This window comes from Streptomyces sp. NPDC051136, assembly GCF_044455745.1.
Taxonomy (GTDB): domain Bacteria; phylum Actinomycetota; class Actinomycetes; order Streptomycetales; family Streptomycetaceae; genus Streptomyces.
Map to the genome: position 1 here is coordinate 193,678 of NZ_JBITFE010000006.1, position 20,580 is coordinate 214,257.

General features: G+C 70.9%; 20 protein-coding genes. 12 read left to right on the forward strand and 8 right to left on the reverse strand.

Annotation, left to right across the window (positions count from 1 at the left end):
- Positions 1-64: 64 nt before the first annotated feature.
- A complete protein-coding gene (locus ACIBCJ_RS18790; protein WP_365980093.1) occupies positions 65-643 on the forward strand; it encodes an N-acetylmuramoyl-L-alanine amidase in 579 nt (192 codons plus the stop codon).
- A gap of 107 nt (positions 644-750) precedes the next feature.
- Positions 751-1,659, forward strand: a complete 909-nt coding sequence (locus tag ACIBCJ_RS18795; RefSeq protein WP_365979985.1) for a pyridoxal-phosphate dependent enzyme — start codon at positions 751-753, stop codon at positions 1,657-1,659.
- 19 nt (positions 1,660-1,678) lie between these two features.
- Here ACIBCJ_RS18795 and ACIBCJ_RS18800 read toward each other — a convergent pair whose 3' ends face one another.
- Complete coding sequence (locus ACIBCJ_RS18800) at positions 1,679-3,271, reverse strand: Na+/H+ antiporter (RefSeq protein ID WP_362105507.1); 1,593 nt, start codon at positions 3,269-3,271, stop codon at positions 1,679-1,681.
- Between the two features lie 61 nt (positions 3,272-3,332).
- On the opposite strand from ACIBCJ_RS18800, the gene ACIBCJ_RS18805 reads away from it, so the two are divergent.
- The 3 genes from ACIBCJ_RS18805 to ACIBCJ_RS18815 all read left to right on the forward strand — a co-directional run bounded on the left by ACIBCJ_RS18805 (position 3,333) and on the right by ACIBCJ_RS18815 (position 5,339).
- A complete protein-coding gene (locus ACIBCJ_RS18805; RefSeq protein WP_104633712.1) occupies positions 3,333-3,593 on the forward strand; it encodes a UBP-type zinc finger domain-containing protein in 261 nt (86 codons plus the stop codon).
- A 250-nt stretch (positions 3,594-3,843) separates the two neighbouring features.
- Positions 3,844-4,257: an anti-sigma regulatory factor gene (locus ACIBCJ_RS18810; RefSeq protein ID WP_351995178.1), complete on the forward strand. Its 414-nt coding sequence runs from the start codon at positions 3,844-3,846 to the stop codon at positions 4,255-4,257.
- 17 nt (positions 4,258-4,274) lie between these two features.
- On the forward strand, positions 4,275-5,339 hold the full coding sequence (locus ACIBCJ_RS18815) for an RNA polymerase sigma factor SigF (RefSeq protein WP_362105512.1): 1,065 nt from the start codon (positions 4,275-4,277) through the stop codon (positions 5,337-5,339).
- Positions 5,340-5,488: 149 nt separating this feature from the next.
- Here the strand turns inward: ACIBCJ_RS18815 and ACIBCJ_RS18820 are convergent, their stop codons facing one another.
- Entirely contained in the window at positions 5,489-5,947 is a 459-nt protein-coding gene (locus ACIBCJ_RS18820; RefSeq protein WP_365979986.1) for a hypothetical protein, read from the reverse strand.
- 133 nt (positions 5,948-6,080) lie between these two features.
- Between ACIBCJ_RS18820 and ACIBCJ_RS18825 the strand changes: the two genes are divergently transcribed.
- Positions 6,081-7,049, forward strand: a complete 969-nt coding sequence (locus ACIBCJ_RS18825; RefSeq protein WP_133887295.1) for a diacylglycerol kinase family protein — start codon at positions 6,081-6,083, stop codon at positions 7,047-7,049.
- A gap of 320 nt (positions 7,050-7,369) precedes the next feature.
- On the forward strand, positions 7,370-7,627 hold the full coding sequence (locus ACIBCJ_RS18830) for a WhiB family transcriptional regulator (protein ID WP_003973730.1): 258 nt from the start codon (positions 7,370-7,372) through the stop codon (positions 7,625-7,627).
- A gap of 214 nt (positions 7,628-7,841) precedes the next feature.
- Here the strand turns inward: ACIBCJ_RS18830 and ACIBCJ_RS18835 are convergent, their stop codons facing one another.
- Complete coding sequence (locus tag ACIBCJ_RS18835) at positions 7,842-9,317, reverse strand: PAS domain-containing sensor histidine kinase (RefSeq protein ID WP_365979987.1); 1,476 nt, start codon at positions 9,315-9,317, stop codon at positions 7,842-7,844.
- Between the two features lie 427 nt (positions 9,318-9,744).
- Positions 9,745-10,446, reverse strand: coding sequence for a TetR/AcrR family transcriptional regulator (locus ACIBCJ_RS18840; protein WP_365979988.1), 702 nt, complete (start codon positions 10,444-10,446; stop codon positions 9,745-9,747).
- A gap of 95 nt (positions 10,447-10,541) precedes the next feature.
- Between ACIBCJ_RS18840 and ACIBCJ_RS18845 the strand changes: the two genes are divergently transcribed.
- Both ACIBCJ_RS18845 and nagB read left to right on the forward strand, forming a co-directional pair.
- Complete coding sequence (locus tag ACIBCJ_RS18845) at positions 10,542-11,294, forward strand: SDR family oxidoreductase (RefSeq protein WP_365979989.1); 753 nt, start codon at positions 10,542-10,544, stop codon at positions 11,292-11,294.
- A 335-nt stretch (positions 11,295-11,629) separates the two neighbouring features.
- A complete protein-coding gene (gene nagB / locus ACIBCJ_RS18850; RefSeq protein WP_362105530.1) occupies positions 11,630-12,415 on the forward strand; it encodes a glucosamine-6-phosphate deaminase in 786 nt (261 codons plus the stop codon).
- Positions 12,416-12,639: 224 nt separating this feature from the next.
- Here nagB and ACIBCJ_RS18855 read toward each other — a convergent pair whose 3' ends face one another.
- The 4 genes from ACIBCJ_RS18855 to dasA form a co-directional block, all read right to left on the reverse strand.
- Positions 12,640-14,130, reverse strand: a complete 1,491-nt coding sequence (locus ACIBCJ_RS18855) for a glycoside hydrolase family 3 protein (protein WP_365979990.1) — start codon at positions 14,128-14,130, stop codon at positions 12,640-12,642.
- A gap of 8 nt (positions 14,131-14,138) precedes the next feature.
- Positions 14,139-14,969, reverse strand: a complete 831-nt coding sequence (locus ACIBCJ_RS18860) for a carbohydrate ABC transporter permease (protein ID WP_362105536.1) — start codon at positions 14,967-14,969, stop codon at positions 14,139-14,141.
- A complete protein-coding gene (locus ACIBCJ_RS18865; RefSeq protein ID WP_362510140.1) occupies positions 14,966-15,952 on the reverse strand; it encodes a sugar ABC transporter permease in 987 nt (328 codons plus the stop codon). Before ACIBCJ_RS18865 ends, ACIBCJ_RS18860 begins: the two co-directional genes overlap by 4 nt.
- 87 nt (positions 15,953-16,039) lie before the next feature.
- Positions 16,040-17,317, reverse strand: coding sequence for a N,N'-diacetylchitobiose ABC transporter substrate-binding protein DasA (gene dasA, locus ACIBCJ_RS18870; protein WP_362105542.1), 1,278 nt, complete (start codon positions 17,315-17,317; stop codon positions 16,040-16,042).
- Positions 17,318-17,770: 453 nt separating this feature from the next.
- Between dasA and ACIBCJ_RS18875 the strand changes: the two genes are divergently transcribed.
- The 3 genes from ACIBCJ_RS18875 (at position 17,771) to mctP (ending at position 20,575) form a co-directional block, all read left to right on the forward strand.
- Positions 17,771-18,535: a GntR family transcriptional regulator gene (locus ACIBCJ_RS18875; protein ID WP_003973740.1), complete on the forward strand. Its 765-nt coding sequence runs from the start codon at positions 17,771-17,773 to the stop codon at positions 18,533-18,535.
- Between the two features lie 145 nt (positions 18,536-18,680).
- Positions 18,681-18,968, forward strand: a complete 288-nt coding sequence (locus ACIBCJ_RS18880) for a DUF3311 domain-containing protein (RefSeq protein ID WP_362510137.1) — start codon at positions 18,681-18,683, stop codon at positions 18,966-18,968.
- Positions 18,965-20,575, forward strand: a complete 1,611-nt coding sequence (gene mctP / locus ACIBCJ_RS18885; RefSeq protein WP_362105550.1) for a monocarboxylate uptake permease MctP — start codon at positions 18,965-18,967, stop codon at positions 20,573-20,575. The genes ACIBCJ_RS18880 and mctP overlap by 4 nt, the downstream gene beginning before the upstream one ends.
- Positions 20,576-20,580 lie beyond the last annotated feature (5 nt).

Below are 20,580 nucleotides of genomic sequence, written 5' to 3' on the forward strand. Positions count from 1 at the left end.
CGTACGAGGCGGCCGCGTCGGGCGGTCGTCACCCAGCGTGAAGGAGCCGGCCGTGGCCGCACCCATGTCCGCCAGCAGTTTCCTGGAGGCGCTGAGGGCGGAGGGCCTCACCGTCGTGGAGACCGGCGACTGGCGGGAGCACAACCGCAACCACAAGGGCCCCTGGGGCCCGGTGCACGGAGTGATGATCCACCACACCGTCACCCGGGGCAGCGCCGCCACCGTGGAGATCTGCCGCAAGGGCCACGAGGACCTGCCCGGCCCGCTGTGCCACGGGGTCATCACCAAGGACGGCCGGGTGCACCTGGTCGGCTACGGCCGGGCCAACCACGCCGGGCCCGGCGACGACGACGTCCTGCGCGCGGTGATCGCGGAGAAGGCGCCGCCCCCGGACAACGAGGCCGGCGCCGACGGCAACCGGCACTTCTACGGCTTCGAGTGCGAGAACCTCGGTGACGGCGAGGACCCGTGGCCGGCCGCACAACTGGACGCCGTCGAGCGCGCGGCGGCGGCCGTGTGCCGCCACCACGGCTGGAGCGAGCGGTCCGTCATCGGCCATCTGGAGTGGCAGCCGGGAAAGGTGGATCCGCGCGGCTTCACGATGACCTCGATGCGCGAGCGGATCCGCGACCGGCTCAAGTGACCCACCCACCGCCCCGCACGGTGCGGCACCGACACCGGCACCGGCACCGGCACCGGCACCGGCAGGAGCGAGGTGTCCCCCGCGCAGGGTGGCGCGACAATGACGGGGTGACCGGCACCGACACCCGAGACCTCATCGCCCTGGGGCCCCGTCTGCCCTCCCCGCTGCAGGAGGTGTCCGACGGGCGGTTCGAGCGGCACGGCGTCCGGTTGCTGCTCAAGCGGGACGACCTGATCCACCCCGAACTGGTCGGCAACAAGTGGCGCAAACTGGCGCCCAACCTCGCCACCGCGGGCGGCCGCCCGGTCGTCACGTTCGGCGGCGCCTACTCCAACCACCTGCGGGCCGCGGCCGCCGCCGGCCGGCTGCTCGGACTGCCCACGGTGGGCGTGGTGCGCGGTCAGGAACTGGCGGACCTGCCCCTCAACCCGTCGCTGGCCCGGTGCGCCGCCGACGGGATGCGGCTGCACTTCGTCGACCGCTCGACCTACCGCCGCAAGGCGGACCCTGAGACTTTGGCGGCCCTGCTGCGCGCGGTGGACGTGGCGGACGCCGTCGTCGTTCCCGAGGGCGGCAGCAACGCGGAGGCCGTCCGCGGCTGCCTCGCCCTGGGTGCGGAACTGGGCGAACACGCCGACGTGGCCGCCGTCGCCTGCGGCACCGGCGGCACGCTCGCCGGGTTGGCCGCGGGGCTCCCCCGGGGGCGGCGGGCCCTCGGCATACCCGTGCTCAAGGGCGGCTTCCTGGAGGGCGACGTACGGGGGCTCCAGGAGCGCGCGTTCGGTGGGCCGCGCGGCTCCTGGAGCCTCGACGACCGTTTCCACCACGGCGGCTACGCCCGTACCACGCCCGCGCTGGACGCCTTCGCCGAGGACTTCGAGCACCGCCACGGCCTGCCCGTGGAGCGCGTCTACGTGGCCAAGATGCTGTACGCCCTGCTCGCGCTCGCCCGGGAGGGCGCCTTCCCGCGCGGGACGGCGCTGGCGGCGGTGGTCACCGGACGGCCCTTCCCCTGAGCGGGCGCGCCCGGGCGTGCTACGTGGTCTCGCGGTAGGCCGCCGCCTCCTCCAGGTCCAGTCGGCGCAGCAGCGTCCGCAGCATCTCGTCGTCGATGTAGCGGCCGTCCCGCAACCGGACGAAGACCTCGCGCTCGGCGCTGATCATCGCCCGGGACAGCCGCCGGTAGGTGTCGTCGACGGTCTCACCGGTGACGGAGTTGACCTGGCCGAGCCGTTCCCAGACGGCGTTGCGGCGACGCTCCAGAACCGTGCGGAGACGGTCGGCGAGCGGGGCCGGCAGTGCGTTGCGCTCGTCGGCGAGCAGGTCGTCCAGGCGCTGCTCCGCGACCCGCGAGGCCTGGGCCTGGGCGTTGGCCTCCGCCAGCGTCTCGGCCTGCACGTCGTGCGCGGGGAACTTCAGCAGCCGGATCAGCGGCGGCAGGCTGACGCCCTGCACGACCAGCGTGCCGATGACCGTGGTGAAGGTGAGGAACAGGATCAGGTTGCGCTCGGGAAAGGGCTCGCCGCCGTGCACGGTGAGCGGGATGGAGAATGCGATGGCCAGACTGACCACGCCGCGCATCCCGGCCCAGCCGATCACGAACGGCCCCTTCCAGGAGAGGTCCTCCTCACGCGCGCGTACGCGTGCCGACAGCCGGGGCAGGAAGGTCGCCGGGTACACCCACACGAACCTGGCGACGGCGACCACCAGGAAGACGGCGAGGGCGTACCAGGCGGCTTCGGCACCCTCGTACTCCCCCAGGCCCTTGAGGACGACGGGCAGCTGGAGACCGATGAGGGCGAACACCGCCGACTCCAGGACGAACGCGACCATCTTCCACACCGCCTCCTCCTGCAGCCGGGTGGCGAAGTCGACCTCCCACGCGCGGTGGCCGAGGTAGAGGGCGACGACGACCACCGCGAGCACCCCCGAGGCGTGCACCTGCTCGGCGACCGCGTAGGCGACGAACGGGATGAGCAGCGAGAGCGTGTTCTGCAGCAGCGCCTCCCTCAGGTGGGTGCGCAGCCAGTGCAGCGGCACCATCAGGACCAGTCCGACGCCGACGCCGCCCACCGCCGCGATCAGGAACTCGCCGATCCCGCCGGCCCAGGTGGCGCCCTCGCCGACGGCCGCGGCGAGGGCCACCTTGAAGGCGGTGATGGCGGTGGCGTCGTTCACCAGGGACTCGCCCTGCAGGATCGTGGTGATCCGGGAGGGGAGGCCCACGCGGCGGGCGACCGCCGTCGCCGCCACGGCGTCCGGGGGTGCCACCACCGCGCCGAGCACCAGGGCCGCGGTGAGCGGCAGCCCGGGCACGATCAGGTACGCCGCACAGCCGACCACGAAGGTGGCGAACAGGACGTAGCCCACCGACAGCAGCGCCACGGGCCGGGCCTGCGCCCGCAGGTCCAGGTAGGAGCTGTCGGTGGCCGCCGTGTAGAGCAGCGGGGGCAGCAGCAGCGGCAGGACGACGTGCGGGTCGAGGGTGTAGTCCGGCACGCCGGGCACGTAGCTCACCGCCAGGCCCGCCGCGACCAGCAGCAGCGGCACCGGTACCGGCACCCGCCGTCCCGCCGCGGCGACCGCGGCACTGCCCGCCACCAGCAACAGCAGCGGCATCACGTCCATCGTCCTCGCCCGCCCTCTTTTTCCGCGCGGTCATCCGCACGCCCGTCGTAACCTGGCAATCATGAAACAGTGCACGCACGCCGACGCGCTGCCGCACCCGGAACCCGAGCCGTGCGGCGAGACCTGTCCGGAGTGCCTGGCCGAAGGCACGGACCCGGTGCAGCTGAGGCTGTGCCTCATCTGCGGCCATGTCGGCTGCTGCGACTCCTCGCCGAGGCAGCACGCGACGGCGCATTACAAGGAGACCGGTCATCCGGTGATGCGGACCTTCGAGCCCGGCGAGAGCTGGCGCTGGTGCTTCGTCGATCACGTCCTGGTGTGACCTCCGCCGGGGACGGTTCGACCGTCTGACGTCTGGGTACGTCAACCCGGCGCGCGCTCTTCCGATTTGAGGCCGCCCACCCTCTAGCCACTGTGCGTGTTCGCGTGTTTACTATGAGTGACAGCACGGGGTTGGGGTCTCGGGGACAGGAAACTTCGGAGCGCGATAACGTCACCGCTGAACCACGTATCGCGTTATCCCGGGGGGCGTCCCTCGGCCCTGTAACGCTTGTACCACCTTGGAGGTGAGGGTGTCCCAGATCGCAGGCGAGCCCGCGACCCAGGACTTCGTCGAAGTCCGGCTGCCGGCCGCGGGTGCCTACCTGTCGGTGCTGCGTACGGCGACGGCCGGCCTCGCAGCTCGTTTGGACTTCACCCTCGACGAGATCGAGGACCTGCGCATCGCAGTCGACGAGGCCTGCGCGATCCTGCTGCAGCAGGCCGTGCCCGGCTCGGTGCTCAGTTGCGTCTTCCGCCTCGTCGACGACTCGCTCGAGGTCACCGTCTCGGCCCCGACCACGGACGGCCACGCCCCCTCGCGGGACACCTTCGCCTGGACGGTGCTCTCGGCCCTCGCGGGCAAGGTCTCCTCCGCCGTGGACGAGGACAGGACCGTTTCGATCAGCCTCTACAAACAGCGCGGCGCGGGACCCGGGCCGACGTGAGGGAGGGGGACGGGCCGGTGCGGGACGAAGAGCGCGGTACACGGGAGCGGCCGGCCGAGGGCACACGTTCTCCGGACGAGGCACGACGCACGGCGGAAGGCATCGACGGCATCCCCGAGCAGGCCCGGCCGCATCCGGAGGACGAGACCTCGCCCGAGGCCGTCGTTCCGGGCGACGGGCAGCGGACCGGGGACACCCCCGTCCGGCCCGTCCGAGCGGAGGCGAGAGCTCGGGAAAGGGCAACGGGCGGGACGATGAGCGAGCACGAGCGACACTCCGACGGCCACGCGGCGGGCGCCCGGGGCACGCAGGGCACACGGCACGATCCGCAGGACCGCAGTGGTGCGCGCCTCCTCTTCGCCGAGCTGCGCACCCTGACGAAGGACAGCCCGGAGTACGCGGAGCTGCGCAACCGGCTGGTCCGCATGCACCTGCCGCTCGTCGAGCACCTCGCGCGCCGCTTCCGCAACCGCGGCGAGCCGCTGGACGACCTGACCCAGGTCGCCACCATCGGCCTGATCAAGTCGGTCGACCGCTTCGACCCGGACCGCGGAGTGGAGTTCTCCACGTACGCGACCCCCACGGTCGTCGGTGAGATCAAGCGGCACTTCCGGGACAAGGGCTGGGCGGTGCGCGTCCCGCGCCGGCTCCAGGAGCTGCGGCTGGCCCTGACGACGGCCACGGCGGAGCTGTCCCAGCTGCACGGCCGCTCCCCCACGGTCCACGAGCTCGCCGAGAAGCTGGCGATCTCGGAGGAGGAGGTCCTGGAGGGCCTGGAGTCGGCCAACGCGTACTCCACGCTGTCCCTGGACGTCCCGGACACCGACGACGAGTCCCCGGCGGTCGCCGACACCCTCGGCGCCGAGGACGAGGCCCTTGAGGGGGTCGAGTACCGGGAGTCGCTCAAGCCGCTCCTCGAGGACCTGCCGCCACGGGAGAAGCGCATCCTGCTGCTGCGCTTCTTCGGCAACATGACGCAGTCCCAGATCGCGCAGGAGGTCGGGATCTCGCAGATGCACGTGTCGCGGCTGCTGGCCCGCACGCTGGCGCAGCTGCGGGAGAAGCTGCTGGTGGAGGAGTAGCGCCGGTCAGGGCGCGGGCCGGCCGGAACCGATGGCGGCCGGTCGCGGTCGCGGGACCGACTGCGGCCCGGACACGGGACGGCCGACTGCGGCCCGGACACGGCACGGAACGGGGCGGGCCGTGGGCCGCCGGTCCGGCGGCGGGCGGTTTACGAACGCTTGCCGGCGTTGCCCGGGCCCCTGATGCCGAGAGCCAGGGTGGTCTCGGGATTGATGAGCATGTACAGCGCGGCGAAGGCCACGACACCGAGCACGATGCCCGCGGGGACGGCCACACCGTCCGCCCCCACCATGTTGTAGGCGACGGGCAGCGCCATGACCTGCGTGATCACGGCGGGTCCGCGGCTCCATCCCCGCAAGCGGATCAGTCCGCGGGCGGCGAGCAGCGGCAGCAGGGCGAGGACGAGCAGGGTGACGCCGCCGGTGACCGCGGCGGTCCGGTCGGCGGGATGCCCGGTGAGGCCCCCCACGAGCATCCAGGCGCCGCCGACGAAGAGCGCCAGTCCCTCCACCGCCGCGATCGCGGCCGCGGCCGTCACTCGGGCGGGGCGGGGCTCCGCCTCTTCGGCGGCCGAGAGGGTGGGGTCGGGGGTCTGCTCGCTGCTCACCCCTGCAGGGTAGCCCTCGGCGCACCCGCACCCCCGGCCGCCCGGGTGTCGGGCGTATCACGCGGCACGGGGCCCGGTGGGGATCTTCACATCGGTCTGGGCCGAGTACCACCCAGTAGGTACCCTGCACAGCATGCGTGCACTTCTCGTGGTCAACCCGGCGGCAACCACCACGAGTGCGCGTACGCGCGACGTGCTGATCCACGCCCTCGCGAGCGAGATGAAGCTGGAGGCGGTCACCACCGAGTACCGCGGCCACGCGCGCGACCTCGGCCGGCAGGCGGCACAGAGCGACGACATCGACCTGGTGGTCGCCCTCGGCGGCGACGGCACGGTGAACGAGGTCGTCAACGGTCTCCTGCACGCGGGTCCGATGCCGGAGAGCCTGCCCGGTCTCGCGGTGGTCCCCGGTGGTTCCACCAACGTCTTCGCCCGCGCCCTCGGCCTGCCCAACCACGCGGTGGAGGCCACCGGAGCGCTGCTGGACGCCCTGCGCGAGGGCCGTGAGCGGACCGTCGGCCTGGGTCTGGCGTCGGGTACGCCGGGCTCGGAGGACGAGTCGGTCCCGGCCCGCTGGTTCACCTTCAACGCGGGACTGGGGTTCGACGCCGGGGTGGTCGGCCGCGTGGAGCAGCACCGGGAGCGCGGCAGGAAGTCGACACACGCCCTGTACGTCCGGCAGGTGGTGCGCCAGCTCATCGGCGAGCCGCACCGGCGCAGCGGAACGATCACCCTGGAGCGGGCGGGCGAGGACCCGGTCACCGATCTGGTGCTGTCCATAGTCTCGAACACCTGCCCCTGGACGTTCCTCGGCAACCGGCCGATCTACGCCTCCCCGGAGGCGTCGTTCGACACCGGGCTCGACGTCTTCGGACTGAGCAGACTGTCCACGGCCGCGGTTGCCCGGTATGGCACCCAGTTGCTCACTTCGTCCCCGGAGCGCGGACCCCGGGGCCGGCACGCGGTCTCGCTGCACGACCAGACCGAGTTCACCTTGCATTCGAAGGTGCCGCTGCCCCTCCAGATGGACGGTGACCACCTGGGGTTGCGCACCAGCGTGACGTTCACAGGCGTACGCCGTGCACTGCGTGTGATTGTGTGAGCAGAAGGGGCGAAAGTCCTTTCACTCGAACGTTTAGACCAGGGTCCACCCCATGGAAGTACGGCTGTGACCTAGTCGACACCGAAGAATCAAAAAAAACTTTCCGGAAGGGGTTGTATCCGCCGCCGAGGTTTGCGAGTCTCTTCTTGGCGATCGGGACAGCCCGCAGGACCGGCATCCACAGATCACCGGAACCCCTCTTCAAACCACAGGACCACGCCAGGGAACCTGGCTGTAGGCCCTTCCCTTGTTGAGGGATTCGTGAAAGCGTTCACATTCACAAGCATCCCAGCATGTAATACCAAGGAGAGGTAGCAGCCATGGACTGGCGTCACCGCGCCGTTTGCCGCGAGGAAGACCCCGAGCTCTTCTTCCCCATCGGCAACACCGGTCCTGCGCTGCTGCAGATCGAGGAAGCCAAGGCCGTCTGCCGTCGCTGCCCCGTCATGGAGCAGTGCCTGCAGTGGGCGCTCGAGTCCGGCCAGGACTCCGGCGTCTGGGGTGGTCTCAGCGAGGACGAGCGCCGCGCGATGAAGCGCCGTGCCGCCCGCAACCGGGCTCGTCAGGCCTCCGCCTGACAACCCACCCCTACTGACAGCCTCAGCTTGGCGGCGCGTACAGCGAGTACGCATCCCCCGCTCCCGAGCCGCAGCGCGCAGTACCCCCGATGCGCATCGCACGATGTATCGCACGAGCACTGGCCTCGGACCTTCACCGGTCCGGGGCTTTTTGCTGTGCCCGGCACCGCGCGAGGCACCGGCACCAGGCCCCGGCGGCTCCCGCCGCTTCCGCCTACTTCCCGGTGGGCACCGGGAGGTCGAGGATCACCCGGGTACCGCGCTCCGGGGCCGGGACCATGTCGAAGGTGCCGCCCAGCTCGCCCTCCACCAGGGTGCGGACGATCTGGAGGCCGAGGTTGCCGGAGCGGTGCGGGTCGAAGTCCTCGGGCAGACCGACTCCGTCGTCCTGGACGGTGACCAGGAGCCGGGCCTCCTTGGCGGTACCGCCGCGGACCGCCGAGACCTCGACCGTGCCGGTGTCGCCGTCGCGGAAGCCGTGCTCCAGGGCGTTCTGCAGCACCTCGGTCAGCACCATGGACAGCGGGGTGGCGACCTCGGCGTCGAGGATGCCGAAGCGTCCGGTGCGCCGGCCGGTGACCTTGCCCGGTGAGATCTCCGCCACCATCGCCAGCACTCGGTCGGCGATCTCGTCGAACTCCACTCGCTCGTCCAGGTTCTGCGAGAGCGTCTCGTGCACGATCGCGATCGACCCGACCCGGCGCACGGCCTCCTCCAGCGCCTCGCGGCCCCGGTCGGACCCGATGCGGCGGGCCTGCAGGCGCAACAGGGCCGCCACCGTCTGGAGGTTGTTCTTCACCCGGTGGTGGATCTCCCGGATGGTGGCGTCCTTGGTGATCAACTCGCGTTCGCGGCGACGCAGTTCCGTCACGTCGCGCAGAAGCACCAGCGAACCGATGCGGGTGCCCTTGGGTTTGAGCGGGATCGCGCGGAACTGGATCACCCCGTCGTGCGCCTCGATCTCGAACTCGCGCGGCGCCCAGCCGCTGGCCACCTTGGCGAGTGCCTCGTCCACCGGCCCGCGGGACGGGGCGAGTTCGGCGGTGGTCCGGCCCAGGTGCTGGCCCACCAGGTCGGCGGCCAGGCCCATGCGGTGGTAGGCCGACAGCGCGTTGGGGGAGGCGTACTGGACGATGCCGTCGGCGTCGACCCTGACCAGGCCGTCACCGACGCGCGGCGACGCGTCCATGTCGACCTGCTGGTTCTCGAACGGGAAGGCGCCGGCCGCGATCATCTGGGCGAGGTCGGAGGCGCTCTGCAGGTAGGTGAGCTCCAGGCGGCTCGGCGTACGCACGGTGAGCAGGTTGGTGTTGCGGGCGATGACCCCCAGGACGCGTCCCTGGCGGCGCACGGGGATGGACTCGACGCGGACCGGCACCTCCTCGCGCCACTCGGGGTCGCCCTCGCGCACGATGCGGCCCTCGTCCAGGGCGGCGTCCAGCATGGGGCGCCGGCCGCGCGGGACGAGGTGGCCGACCATGTCGTCCTGGTACGAGGTGGGGCCGGTGTTGGGCCGCATCTGGGCGACGGAGACGTAGCGGGTGCCGTCGCGGGTGGGGACCCACAGGACCAGGTCGGCGAAGGAGAGGTCCGACAGCAGCTGCCACTCCGAGACCAGCAGATGGAGCCACTCGAGGTCGGAGGCGTCGAGCGCGGCGTGCTGGCGTACGAGTTCGTTCATGGAGGGCACGGGGCCGAGCGTACCTGGCGGTACGGACGGCGACCGAAACCAGCCGCGGTGCACCGCTCCCCCGCGTCCGGCACCGTACGGAGGCCCCCGGAAACACCCGCGGGCCGCGGCGCCTGGGAGGGACCCTCAACCCTCCCGGCACCGCAGCCCGGAGCAACATCGGCCGTGGGGTGTGCGGTCCCGGTCGGCCGAAGGATGAGGAGCCGGGGCAGTCAGGGCAGAGAGCTCCGGTTCCTCGGTCCGTCCTCCTGTGCGGGGAGGACGGAAGCCTGACGTTCACTTCGCGTGAGCTGCACGGTCGGCGACTCAGTGCCATTGTGGACTAGACCACTAACCGTGTCCATGCAGTGGACGTTGTTTGTCGTTGTCGGCTTTCAGCGGCCGTGCCGGCGTCCGGCGCAGCCGCCAGAAGCCTAACCCTGTTGGCCTACCCGCGGGGCCAGACCGCCAGGGCAATTTCCGCGAGCGCCTCCAGATCGGTGCGGCTCGCGCCGTCGCGGGCCTGCTGGGACATGCCCTGGATCATCGCGCCGGTGTACCGGGCGAGGCCGGCGGCGTCGGTGCCCGGCGGCAGCACGCCCCGCTCCACGTCCGCCGTGATCCGGCGCTCGATCGCGGCGATGTTGGCGTTGCGCCGTTCCCGCAGGGACTCCTCGACCTCGGCGGTCGAGCAGTTGGCGGCCGCGTGGATGACCAGGCAGCCGTGCGGGCGGCCCGGGGCCGTGTACTCGGCGGCGGCCTCGCGCAGCATCCGTTCTATGCCCGCACGCGCGGTCGGCTCCTCGGCGAGGGCGCGGTCACCGAACGCGCCGTACCGCACGCCGTACTCCTGGACGACCTCCTCGAACAGCGAGCGCTTGTCCCCGAACGCGGCGTAGAGGCTCGGGGCGCCGATGTCCATGACCCGGGTCAGGTCGGAGACGGAGGTGGCCTCGTAGCCGTGCTCCCAGAAGGCCAGCAGCGCCGCCTCCAGGGCCGTCGCCCGGTCGAAGGAGCGCGGACGGCCACGGGTCCTGGCCGCGCCCCCGCCGGCGGGGGCCCCGGGCCCGCTCTTCCCCGCGGCGCTCACCGCGCCGCCTCTTGCACCCGTCCCGCCGCTCTGCTTGCCGCCCTGCTCGCCGCTCACCATGGAGTGCATTTTATAGCGGGCACTAGAAAAAGGACCCGCCCCCGTGTACGTTCATTTCTGTAGCGACCACTAGTGAATGAGAAGGGGGAGCCGAGATGGGCGTGCTCACGGGCAGGACGGCACTCGTCACCGGGGCGAGCAGGGGCATCGGGCGGGGCATCGCGGAGCGGCTGGGCCGCGACGGCGCACGGGTCGCGGTGCACTACGGGAAGAACGAGGCGGCGGCGAAGGAGACGGTCGCCGCGATCGAGGCGGCGGGCGGCTCGGCGTTCGCGATCGGGGCCGACCTGTCCGCTCCGGGTGCCGCCGAGACCCTGTGGGAGGAGTTCGACAGGCACGCCGACGGCCTGGACGTGCTGGTGAACAACGCGGGGATCGGCAGCACGCGCCCCATCGGCGAGATAGCGGAGGCGGACTACGACGCGGTCTTCACGGTCAACGTGAAGGCGCCGTTCTTCATCCTCAAGCACGGCATGGGGCGGCTGCGCGACGGTGGCCGGGTCATCAACATCTCGTCGGGCCTGGCCCGCACGGCGGTCATGCCGGACAACATGGCGTACTCGATGACGAAGGGCGCGCTGGACGTGTTCACGCGCGACCTCTCCAAGATCCTGGGCGCCCGCGGCATCACGGTGAACTCGGTGGCGCCCGGCATCATCGACACGGACAACACGGCCGAGCTGCTGCACGGGAGCCCGGACGGCTGGGCGGGGGCCGCGGCACTCTCGGCCCTGGGCGGGGTGGGGACACCGGCCGAGGTGGCCGACGTGGTCGCCTTCCTCGCCTCGCACGAGAGCCGGTGGGTCACGGGCAGCTGGGTGGACGCCACGGGAGGCTCTCTGACCTGACGCCGGCACCCCGGGCTCCGGCGCAGCGCCGGCCGCTGCCCACGACACCCGACATCCGGGCTCCGGCGCAGCACCCACTACCGCCCACGACGCTCGGCATCCGACCCCGGCCTCGGCCCCGACTCCGACCCAGGCCTCGTTCCCGACGCCGGCCTCGACCCCGGTGTCCGACGGCGGACCGGGCCCGGCGCCGCCGCCCGGCGCCACCCCGTCGCGCCCTCCACCCGCCTGACCGTTTCGGCGCGACCGCGCGGCTCCGCTCTGTTAGATTGGTCTAAACCACATAGCCAGTCCCGGGCCCCGGGTGAGTCCTCTCTTCGAAACGGCAGGCCAGCGTGGAAGTTGTCATCGTTCCCGATGCCAAGGCGGGCGGCGCACTCATAGCCGAGGCCATGGCACAGCTGCTCCGACGCAAGCCCGACGCCCTGCTCGGCGTGGCCACCGGATCGACGCCGCTGCCCGTGTACGAGGCGCTGGCGGCCAAGGTGCGTTCGGGTGCCGTGGACACCGCGCGGGCGCGGATCGCCCAGCTCGACGAGTACGTGGGGCTGCCCGCGGAGCACCCGGAGTCGTACCGCTCCGTGCTGCGCCGGGAGGTGCTCGAACCGCTCGGCATCGGCATGGACGCGTTCATCGGCCCGGACGGGACGGCCCCGGACGTGCAGGGCGCGTGCGAGGCTTACGACCGGGCGCTGAGCGAGGCCGGCGGGGTCGATCTGCAGCTGCTGGGGATCGGCACCGACGGGCACATCGGGTTCAACGAGCCGTGCTCCTCGCTCGCCTCGCGGACGCGGATCAAGACCCTGACCGAGCAGACCCGCGTCGACAACGCGCGCTTCTTCGACGGTGACATCGAGCAGGTGCCGCACCACGTGATCACGCAGGGCATCGGCACCATCCTGGAGGCGCGGCACCTGGTCCTGCTCGCCACCGGCGAGGGCAAGGCCGACGCGGTCGCCGCGAGCGTCGAGGGTCCGGTCGCGGCCGTGTGTCCGGCCTCCGCGCTGCAGCTGCACCCGCACGCCACGGTCGTCGTCGACGAGGCCGCCGCGTCCAAGCTGAAGCTCGCCGACTACTTCCGGCACACCTACGCCCACAAGCCGGACTGGCAGGGCATCTGACCTGCTCCGCTCCGCCCGTCGCTTGCCCGCCCGTCGCGGGCCCGCGGGCGGACCGGACACACCCGCGCGAAAGGCGCCGGACCCCGTCACGGGGGCCCGGCGCCTTCCTCGTACCCCGGTCGCCCGTCCGCGTCGGCGGACGCGGACGCGGATAGGGCACGGACAGGACACGGAAGGCGCCGCCCCCTGCGGGACGGCGCCTTCCGTGTGCTGATGGGTGCGGGTCAGGCTCCCGCGATGGCCTCCGCGGCCGCCCGGCCGCAGACGCGGGCCGCGCCGTGGGTGGCCAGGTGGCGGGCGCCGCGCGGTGCGGCGCGCGGGACGCCCATCTCGACGACGATCGTGTCGGGCCGGGCCGCCAGCAGGACGTCGAGGGCCGCCGCCATCCACGGGTGGCGGTGCTCGTCGCGGACGACGGCGACGATGCGGCGGGAACCCGCCGCGGCCAGCGCCTCGGTCCCCGCGTCGGCGCCGTTGAAGCTCCCCGTCTCGGTGCCCGGCAGCAGACGGGCCAGCTCGGCGGCGACGCCCCAGGGCGTCTCGTCACCGACCGCGATGTTCGCCACGGGGGTGAACGCGGCGACGTACGGCGCCTCGGCGAGCGGGCCCGAGTCGTCGGCGACGGTGACGCGCAGGGCGCGGCGGGCCGCACGCAGGCCCACATCGCCGTCGGCGGTGTCGAAGGCCGCCTCGGCGGGGCGGTTCGCCGCGGTCCAGCGCGCCAGGGCCCTGACCCGTTCGGCCGCGTCGGCCAGGCGCTCCTCGGACAGTTCGCCCGCGCGGACCGCCTCGACCAGCGCGTCGCTCAGCCGCCGTACGGTGCCCTCGTCGTGCAGGCCGCCGCCCACGCAGATCGCGTCGGCCCCGGCGGCGATGGCCATGACGGTGCCGCGTTCGATGCCGTAGGTGCCGGCGACGGCCTTCATCTCGATGCCGTCGGTGACGATGAGACCGTCGTAGCCCAGTTCACCGCGGAGCAGGTCGGTCAGGATGCGCCGGGACAACGTTGCCGGAAGCTCCGGGTCCAGGGCCGGGACCAGGATGTGGGCGCTCATCACCGCACGGCTGCCGGCGGCGATGGCGGCGCGGAAGGGGACCAGGTCGCGCTCGGCCAGCACATCGGCGCCCACGTCGATGCGCGGCATGGCGTGGTGGGAGTCGATGCCCGTGTCGCCGTGACCCGGGAAGTGCTTGGCGGAGGTGGCCACGCCCGCGGACTGCATCCCGGTGATGTAGGCGGCGGTGTGCCGGGCGACCAGGTCGGTGTCGGAGCCGAAGGCGCGCACCCCGATCACCGGGTTGTCCGGGTTGGAGTTCACGTCGGCGGACGGCGCCCAGTTGAAGTTGACGCCGGCGGCGGCGAGCCTGCGGCCCAGTTCCGCTGCCACGGCCCGGGTGAGCCCGACGTCGTCCACGGCACCGAGGGCGTGGTTGCCGGGGAAGGAGGAACCGGTGCGCACCTCGAGACGGGTGACGTCACCGCCTTCCTCGTCGATCGCGACCAGCACGTCCTCGCGCTCGGCGCGCAGCTGTGCGGTCAGGGCGGCCACCTGCTCGTGCGAGGTGACGTTCCGTCCGAACAGGGCGACGGCCGCCAGCCCCTCGCCGATGCGGCGCAGCAGCCAGTCGGGGGCGGTGGTGCCGGCGAAGCCGGGCTGGAGGACGGCGAGGGCGTCGCGTGTGAGGGTGTCGGTGGCCCTGGCGAGGGTCGTCATCGGTGGTGCTATCCCTTCACGGCGCCGGCGGTCAGGCCGCTGACGGCCCTGCGCTGGAGGTAGACGAAGAGGATCAGGATCGGGACGGCGAACAGCGAGGAGGCGGCCATGGTCGCACCCCAGTCGTCGCCGAAGACGGTCTGGAAGCTGGTCAGCCACAACGGCAGGGTCTGGGACTCCGCCTCCTTGTTGACGACCAGGACGAGGGGCAGTTCGTTCCAGGCGGTGATGAAGCCGAACATCGAGGTGGACATCAGGCCCGGGGCGAGCAGCGGCAGGATGACGCGGCGGAAGGCCTGGAACCGGGTGCAGCCGTCGACCATCGCCGACTCCTCCAGCTCCTTCGGCACGGCGGCGACGAAGCCGCGCAGCGTCAGGATGGTGAAGGGCAGGATCATCATCATGTAGAAGAGGGTGAGCGGCACCAGGCTGTTCAGCATCGACGCGTCGCGCACGATCATGTAGATCGCGATGACCATGACTTCCCAGGGCGCCATCTGGGCGAGCATGAAGCCGACGATGAAGCCGCGCCGCCCCTTGAACCGCATCCGCGCCAGGGCGAAGGACCCGGCCAGCGCGATGATCAGCGAGAAGACGACCGCGCAGACGGTGACGATGAACGAGTTGCCGACGTAGGTCCAGAAGTGGTCGGCCTCGGTCGCGGTCTTGAAGTGCTCGAAGGTGACGTCGGTCGGGAACCAGACCGGGTCCTCCGAGATGATGTCGCCGGTCGGCTTGAAGGCCGTGGCGAACATCCAGTAGACGGGGAAGACGAGGCCGATGAACAGGACGACGGCCGTGACGTTGGGCCACGCGCGGCCGAAGAGCGAGCGCTTCACAGCTCGTCCTCCTCTTGCTTGAGCACGATCCTGAGGTAGTACGCGGTCAGGCCGAGCAGGATCAGGATGGTCAGGACCGCGATCGCCGCGCCCATGCCGTAGTGCTGGTTGCCGACGCCCTCGATGTAGGCGTAGACGGGCAGGATCTCGGTGAGACGGTCGGGACCGCCGCCGTTGAACGTGTACACCTGCACGAACGCCTTGAAGATCCAGATGATCTCCAGGAACGTCGTTGCGTAGAGGAACGGGCGCAGGAACGGCAGGGTGACCGAGGTGAAGCTGCGCCAGACGCCGGCCCCGTCGAGCGCGGCGGCCTCGTACAGCTCGCCGGGGATGGTGGTGGTCGCCGCGTACAGGTTGATCGCGACGAAGGGGACGGACATCCAGACGATCAGCACGGTGACGACGAAGAAGGTCGAGAACTGGCTGCCGGTCCAGCTGAAGTCGGCCATGGAGTGCCAGCCGAGCTTGTCGAGCACCCAGTTGACAACGCCGAAGCGCTGGGCGAAGAGCCACTGGTAGACGGTGGTCGCGGCGACCACCGGCATGGCCCAGGCCAGGACCAGGCCGATCATCAGCACGAACCGCATCACCCTGCCCAGGCGGGCGAGCAGCAGGCCGATCAGGCCGCCCACCACCATGGTGAGGACGACGTTGACCGCGGTGAAGAGGATGGAGCGGAGGGTGACGCGCCAGAATTCCTCGCCGGTGAGGACTTCCTTGTAGTTGTCGAAGCCGGTCCACTCGGTGACGTGCTGGATCAGCTGCGCCATGTTGAGGTTCTGGAAGGACAGCAGGCCGTCCTTCACCAGCGGCCAGCCGAGCAGCAGCACGGTGGCCGCGGCGGCGGGCAGCAACAGCAGATACGGGGCCAGTGCGCCGGCGCGCGACGCGGCTCCCGCTCTCGGCCCGCCGGTTCCCCCACCGTCCGCCTTGCGGACGTCCGACGGGCCTGAGGGCGGCCGTTCGGTCTGCACGGTCATGCTCGCGGTCTCTCTCTTCTCGACCTGTTCACCTCGACGCCGGGGCGGGGACCGTCTGTGCCGGTCCCCGCCCCGGTCCACCCGGTGCTACTGCTGCTGTGCCAGGCGCTTGTTGAACTCGCCCTCGACCTGCTTGGCGGCCTCGGCCGGGGACTTCCCCTTCATGACGGCCGTCAGGTACGTCTTGATCGGGTTCGGGTCGTTCTCGACCGCGGCCCACTCCGGGATGAGCGGCGTGGTGTCACCGGTCCCGGCGGCCGGCGCGGCGGCCTCGGCGGCGGCGTTGCCCTTCAGGTTGCTCTGCAGCGCCTCCTTGTTCGGGATGACGCCGTTGGCCTTGGCCAGGCCGCCCTCGTACTTGTCGGAGAGCGCGAGCTTCAGGAACTCCTTGGCGAGGTCCTGCTTCTTGCTGCCCGCGGCGACGGCCAGGTTGGAGCCGCCGAGGAAGACGCCCTCGGGCTTGTCGGCCGCGGGGCCCGGGATGGTGAAGTAGCCGAGGTCCTTCTCGATCGCCGGGTTGGTGGCGATCGCGGTGGCGCCTTCCCAGCCCATGCCGATGAACGCGCCGGTCTTGCCCTTGGCGAAGATCTCACCCTGCTGCGGGGTGGCCTCGTCCTTGTCCTTGGGCGCCTTGGAGAGGGCCTGGAACTTCTTGTAGGTCTCGGTGGCCGCGGCGACCTTGGGGTCGGACAGGTTGGAGACGTACTTGTCGCCGTCCTTCTTGACCAGTTCGCCGCCCTCGCCGATGACCAGGCCCACGAAGTGGTACCAGTTCTGGCCGGGCAGGTAGATCGGCTCGGCGTCGGTCTTGTCGCCGATCGTCTTGAGGTCGTTGTAGAACTCGTCGCGGGTCTTGGGCAGTTCCTTGATGCCCGCGTCCGCCCAGACCTTCTTGTTGTAGACGACGACGCGGTTGACCACGAACCACGGGGCCGCGTACTGCTTGCCGTCGAAGACGGCGGACTTGTTGAGGGACTCGGACCAGTCGGTGCCGATCTCGCCCTTGAGGTCGCTCAGGTCGGCGAGGCCGCCGGTCTTGGCGTAGGCCGGGGTCTGGGTGTTGCCGATCTCGAAGACGTCGGGCGGGTTCTCCTCGGACAGGGCGGTGGTCAGCTTCTGCTGGATGCCGTTCCACTTCTGGATCTCGAACTTGACCTTGGCCTTGGTCTTCGTCTCGAATTCCTTGGCGAGGTCCGCCTGCCAGTCGTCCGGCGAGGAACCGTCCATCACCCACACGGTGAGCGTCTCGCCGGCGTACCCGTCGGCCCCGGCCTTCTTGTCACCGTCGTCGCTGTCGCCCCCGCATGCGGCGATCGAGACCATCATGCCCGCGATACCGATCGCGGCTATAAGCTTGCGCTTCACGCCATCCTCCTCAGGGATGCCACACAACCCCCCTGCCTCCCCGCGGTTGCTCGTCGACGCGGACCGCCCATGGGGCCGGGACCTGGACCAATGGTGTAGACCAGTACGGGGAGCTTGGCCCAGACCAATAGGACTGTCAAGGGTGTTCAAACTCCGCCGGTCCGTCCGTGATGGGACCGAGATATGCAGGGACCTTTCATTGCGCAAGCGACAGATCGGGCGGACCGGGACCGGGTGTACCACCGCCCACCCAAGGGCGCGCCGACCGGGCTTCGTACGCGCGTACCAGCGGCGTCCGGCGCACCTATGGACTAGACCAAGGGTGTTCCCCCGGGTATACAGAAGGGATCACGGAGCGTGCGGGGCCATCCCGGCACGAAGCCGTGCCACGATGTGAGCCGTGGCCGACAGGGATAGCGGTCGCTTCGGCACCCGGAGCCGGGAAGGCAGAGCATGAGCACCGACGTCAGCAGTGCGGAGAACGAGGGTGGGGCGACCGTCCGTACCGCGCGCGTGCCCAAGTACTACCGTCTGAAGAAGCATCTGCTCGACATGACCCGGACCCAGACGCCGGGCACGCCGGTCCCGCCCGAGCGCACCCTGGCCGCCGAGTTCGACACCTCGCGCACGACCGTGCGCCAGGCCCTTCAGGAGCTGGTCGTCGAGGGCCGCCTGGAGCGCATCCAGGGCAAGGGCACCTTCGTCGCCAAGCCCAAGGTGTCGCAGGCGCTGCAACTCACGTCGTACACCGAGGACATGCGGGCGCAGGGCCTCGAACCCACCTCGCAGCTGCTGGACATCGGCTACATCACCGCCGACGACCGGCTCGCCGGGCTGCTGGACATCACGGCCGGCGGCCGGGTGCTGCGCATCGAGCGGCTGCGCATGGCCAACGGTGAGCCGATGGCGATCGAGACCACCCACCTCAGCGCGAAGCGCTTCCCGGCGCTGCGCCGCTCCCTGGTGAAGTACACCTCCCTCTACACCGCGCTCGCCGAGGTGTACGACGTCCACCTCGCCGAGGCCGAGGAGACCATCGAGACCTCGCTGGCCACCCCGCGCGAGGCCGGCCTGCTCGGCACGGACGTCGGCCTGCCGATGCTGATGCTCTCCCGGCACTCGCAGGACCGCACCGGTCAGCCGGTGGAATGGGTGCGCTCGGTGTACCGGGGCGACCGCTACAAGTTCGTGGCCCGCCTCAAGCGCCCTCAGGACTAGGGCATACCCGGCATACGCTCCCGCGCGCGAGCGCGAGATTGCAGTTGAGGACCGATATACGGACGAGGTCTTCCGCTGTCTTGACACCGTCACCTACATTTCGTGCGCACTGCACGAGGTGATCAGCGAGGGGACGGAGCCGCGCATGCCAGAAGACACAGAAGCGAGCAGAGAGCCGGTGGTGACGCCGGTGCGCGTCGTCATCGGGCTCTGCCTCGTCGCACCGTTCGTCGCCATGCTGTGGGTCGGTTCGTACGCGAAGTCCGACCCGACGTTCATCGGCATTCCCTTCTTCTACTGGTACCAGATGGCCTGGGTGCTGATCTCCACGGTGCTGACGGTGATCGCGTACCAGCTGTGGCAGCGCGACCAGCGCGGACGCGCCGCCCACTCCGCCGCCGCCTCCACCCCGAAGGGCGGTGAGCCGCGATGAACGACGGCGTGAACGGCGTCGCACTCGCCGTCTTCATCTTCTTCTTCGTCCTCGTCACCGCCATGGGCTTCCTGGCCGCGCGCTGGCGCCGGGCCGAGAACGAGCACAGCCTCGACGAGTGGGGCCTCGGCGGCCGCTCGTTCGGCACCTGGGTCACCTGGTTCCTGCTGGGCGGCGACCTGTACACCGCGTACACCTTCGTGGCCGTCCCGGCGGCGATCTACGCGGCGGGCGCGTCCGGCTTCTTCGCGGTGCCGTACACGATCCTGGTCTACCCGCTGATCTTCACCTTCCTGCCCCGCCTGTGGTCGGTCTCGCACAAGCACGGGTACGTGACGACCTCGGACTTCGTGCGCGGCCGGTTCGGCTCCAAGGGCCTGTCGCTGGCGGTCGCCGTCACCGGCATCCTGGCGACGATGCCGTACATCGCGCTCCAGCTGGTCGGCATCCAGGCCGTCCTGGACGTGATGGGCGTCGGCGGCGGCGAGGACACCAACTGGTTCGTCAAGGACCTGCCGCTGCTGATCGCCTTCGGCGTGCTGGCGGCGTACACCTACTCGTCGGGACTGCGCGCGCCCGCGCTGATCGCGTTCGTGAAGGACACGCTGATCTACATCGTGATCGCGGTGGCGATCATCTACATCCCGATCAAGCTGGGCGGCTTCGACGACATCTTCGCGTCGGCGAGCGACAAGTTCACCGAGGCGGGGGCGGGCGGAGTGGTGCCGGCCGCGGGGGGCCAGTGGACGTATGCGACCCTGGCGCTCGGCTCGGCGCTGGCCCTGTTCATGTACCCGCACTCGATCACCGCCACGCTGTCCTCGCGCAGCCGTGAGGTGATCCGCCGCAACACCACGATCCTGCCGCTGTACTCGCTGATGCTGGGCCTGCTCGCGCTGCTGGGCTTCATGGCGATCGCGGCCGGGGTGAAGGTGAAGAACGGCCAGCTGGCGATCCCGCAGCTGTTCGAGAACATGTTCCCGGACTGGTTCGCGGGCGTGGCCTTCGCGGCCATCGGCATCGGCGCCCTGGTCCCGGCGGCGATCATGTCGATCGCGGCCGCGAACCTCTTCACCCGCAACATCTACAAGGACTTCATCAAGCCGGACGCCACGCCGCAGCAGGAGACCAAGGTCTCCAAGCTGGTGTCGCTCCTGGTGAAGGTGGGCGCGCTGATCTTCGTCCTGGGCATGGACAAGACCGTCGCGATCAACTTCCAGCTGCTGGGCGGCATCTGGATCCTGCAGACCTTCCCGGCCCTGGTCGGCGGCCTGTTCACCCGCTGGTTCCACCGCTGGGCGCTGCTCGGCGGCTGGGCGGTCGGCATGGTCTACGGCACGGTCGCCGCCTACGGCGTGGCCTCGCCGACGCAGAAGCACTTCGGCGGCTCCTCCGACGAGATTCCCGGCATCGGCGAGATCGGCTACATCGGTCTCACCGCCTTCGTGCTGAACGTCGTGGTCACCGTGGTCCTGACCTTCGTCCTGAGGGCCCTCAAGGCGCCCGACGGCGTGGACGAGACCAGCCCGGCCGACTACACGGCGGACGCCGGAGACCCCGGTGTCCAGGTGGAACTGCCGCCGGCCACGGCGGGCAGCTCGCACTGACCCCG

Coding starts and splice junctions, on each gene's coding strand:
- ACIBCJ_RS18790 (WP_365980093.1), top strand. CDS start 65: ATGTCCGCCAGCAGTTTCCTGGAGGCGCTGAGGGCGGAGGGCCTCACC.
- ACIBCJ_RS18800 (WP_362105507.1), bottom strand. CDS start 3,271: ATGGACGTGATGCCGCTGCTGTTGCTGGTGGCGGGCAGTGCCGCGGTC.
- ACIBCJ_RS18805 (WP_104633712.1), top strand. CDS start 3,333: ATGAAACAGTGCACGCACGCCGACGCGCTGCCGCACCCGGAACCCGAG.
- ACIBCJ_RS18825 (WP_133887295.1), top strand. CDS start 6,081: ATGCGTGCACTTCTCGTGGTCAACCCGGCGGCAACCACCACGAGTGCG.
- ACIBCJ_RS18830 (WP_003973730.1), top strand. CDS start 7,370: ATGGACTGGCGTCACCGCGCCGTTTGCCGCGAGGAAGACCCCGAGCTC.
- ACIBCJ_RS18840 (WP_365979988.1), bottom strand. CDS start 10,446: ATGGTGAGCGGCGAGCAGGGCGGCAAGCAGAGCGGCGGGACGGGTGCA.
- ACIBCJ_RS18845 (WP_365979989.1), top strand. CDS start 10,542: ATGGGCGTGCTCACGGGCAGGACGGCACTCGTCACCGGGGCGAGCAGG.
- ACIBCJ_RS18855 (WP_365979990.1), bottom strand. CDS start 14,130: ATGACGACCCTCGCCAGGGCCACCGACACCCTCACACGCGACGCCCTC.
- ACIBCJ_RS18865 (WP_362510140.1), bottom strand. CDS start 15,952: ATGACCGTGCAGACCGAACGGCCGCCCTCAGGCCCGTCGGACGTCCGC.
- ACIBCJ_RS18875 (WP_003973740.1), top strand. CDS start 17,771: ATGAGCACCGACGTCAGCAGTGCGGAGAACGAGGGTGGGGCGACCGTC.
- ACIBCJ_RS18880 (WP_362510137.1), top strand. CDS start 18,681: ATGCCAGAAGACACAGAAGCGAGCAGAGAGCCGGTGGTGACGCCGGTG.
- mctP (WP_362105550.1), top strand. CDS start 18,965: ATGAACGACGGCGTGAACGGCGTCGCACTCGCCGTCTTCATCTTCTTC.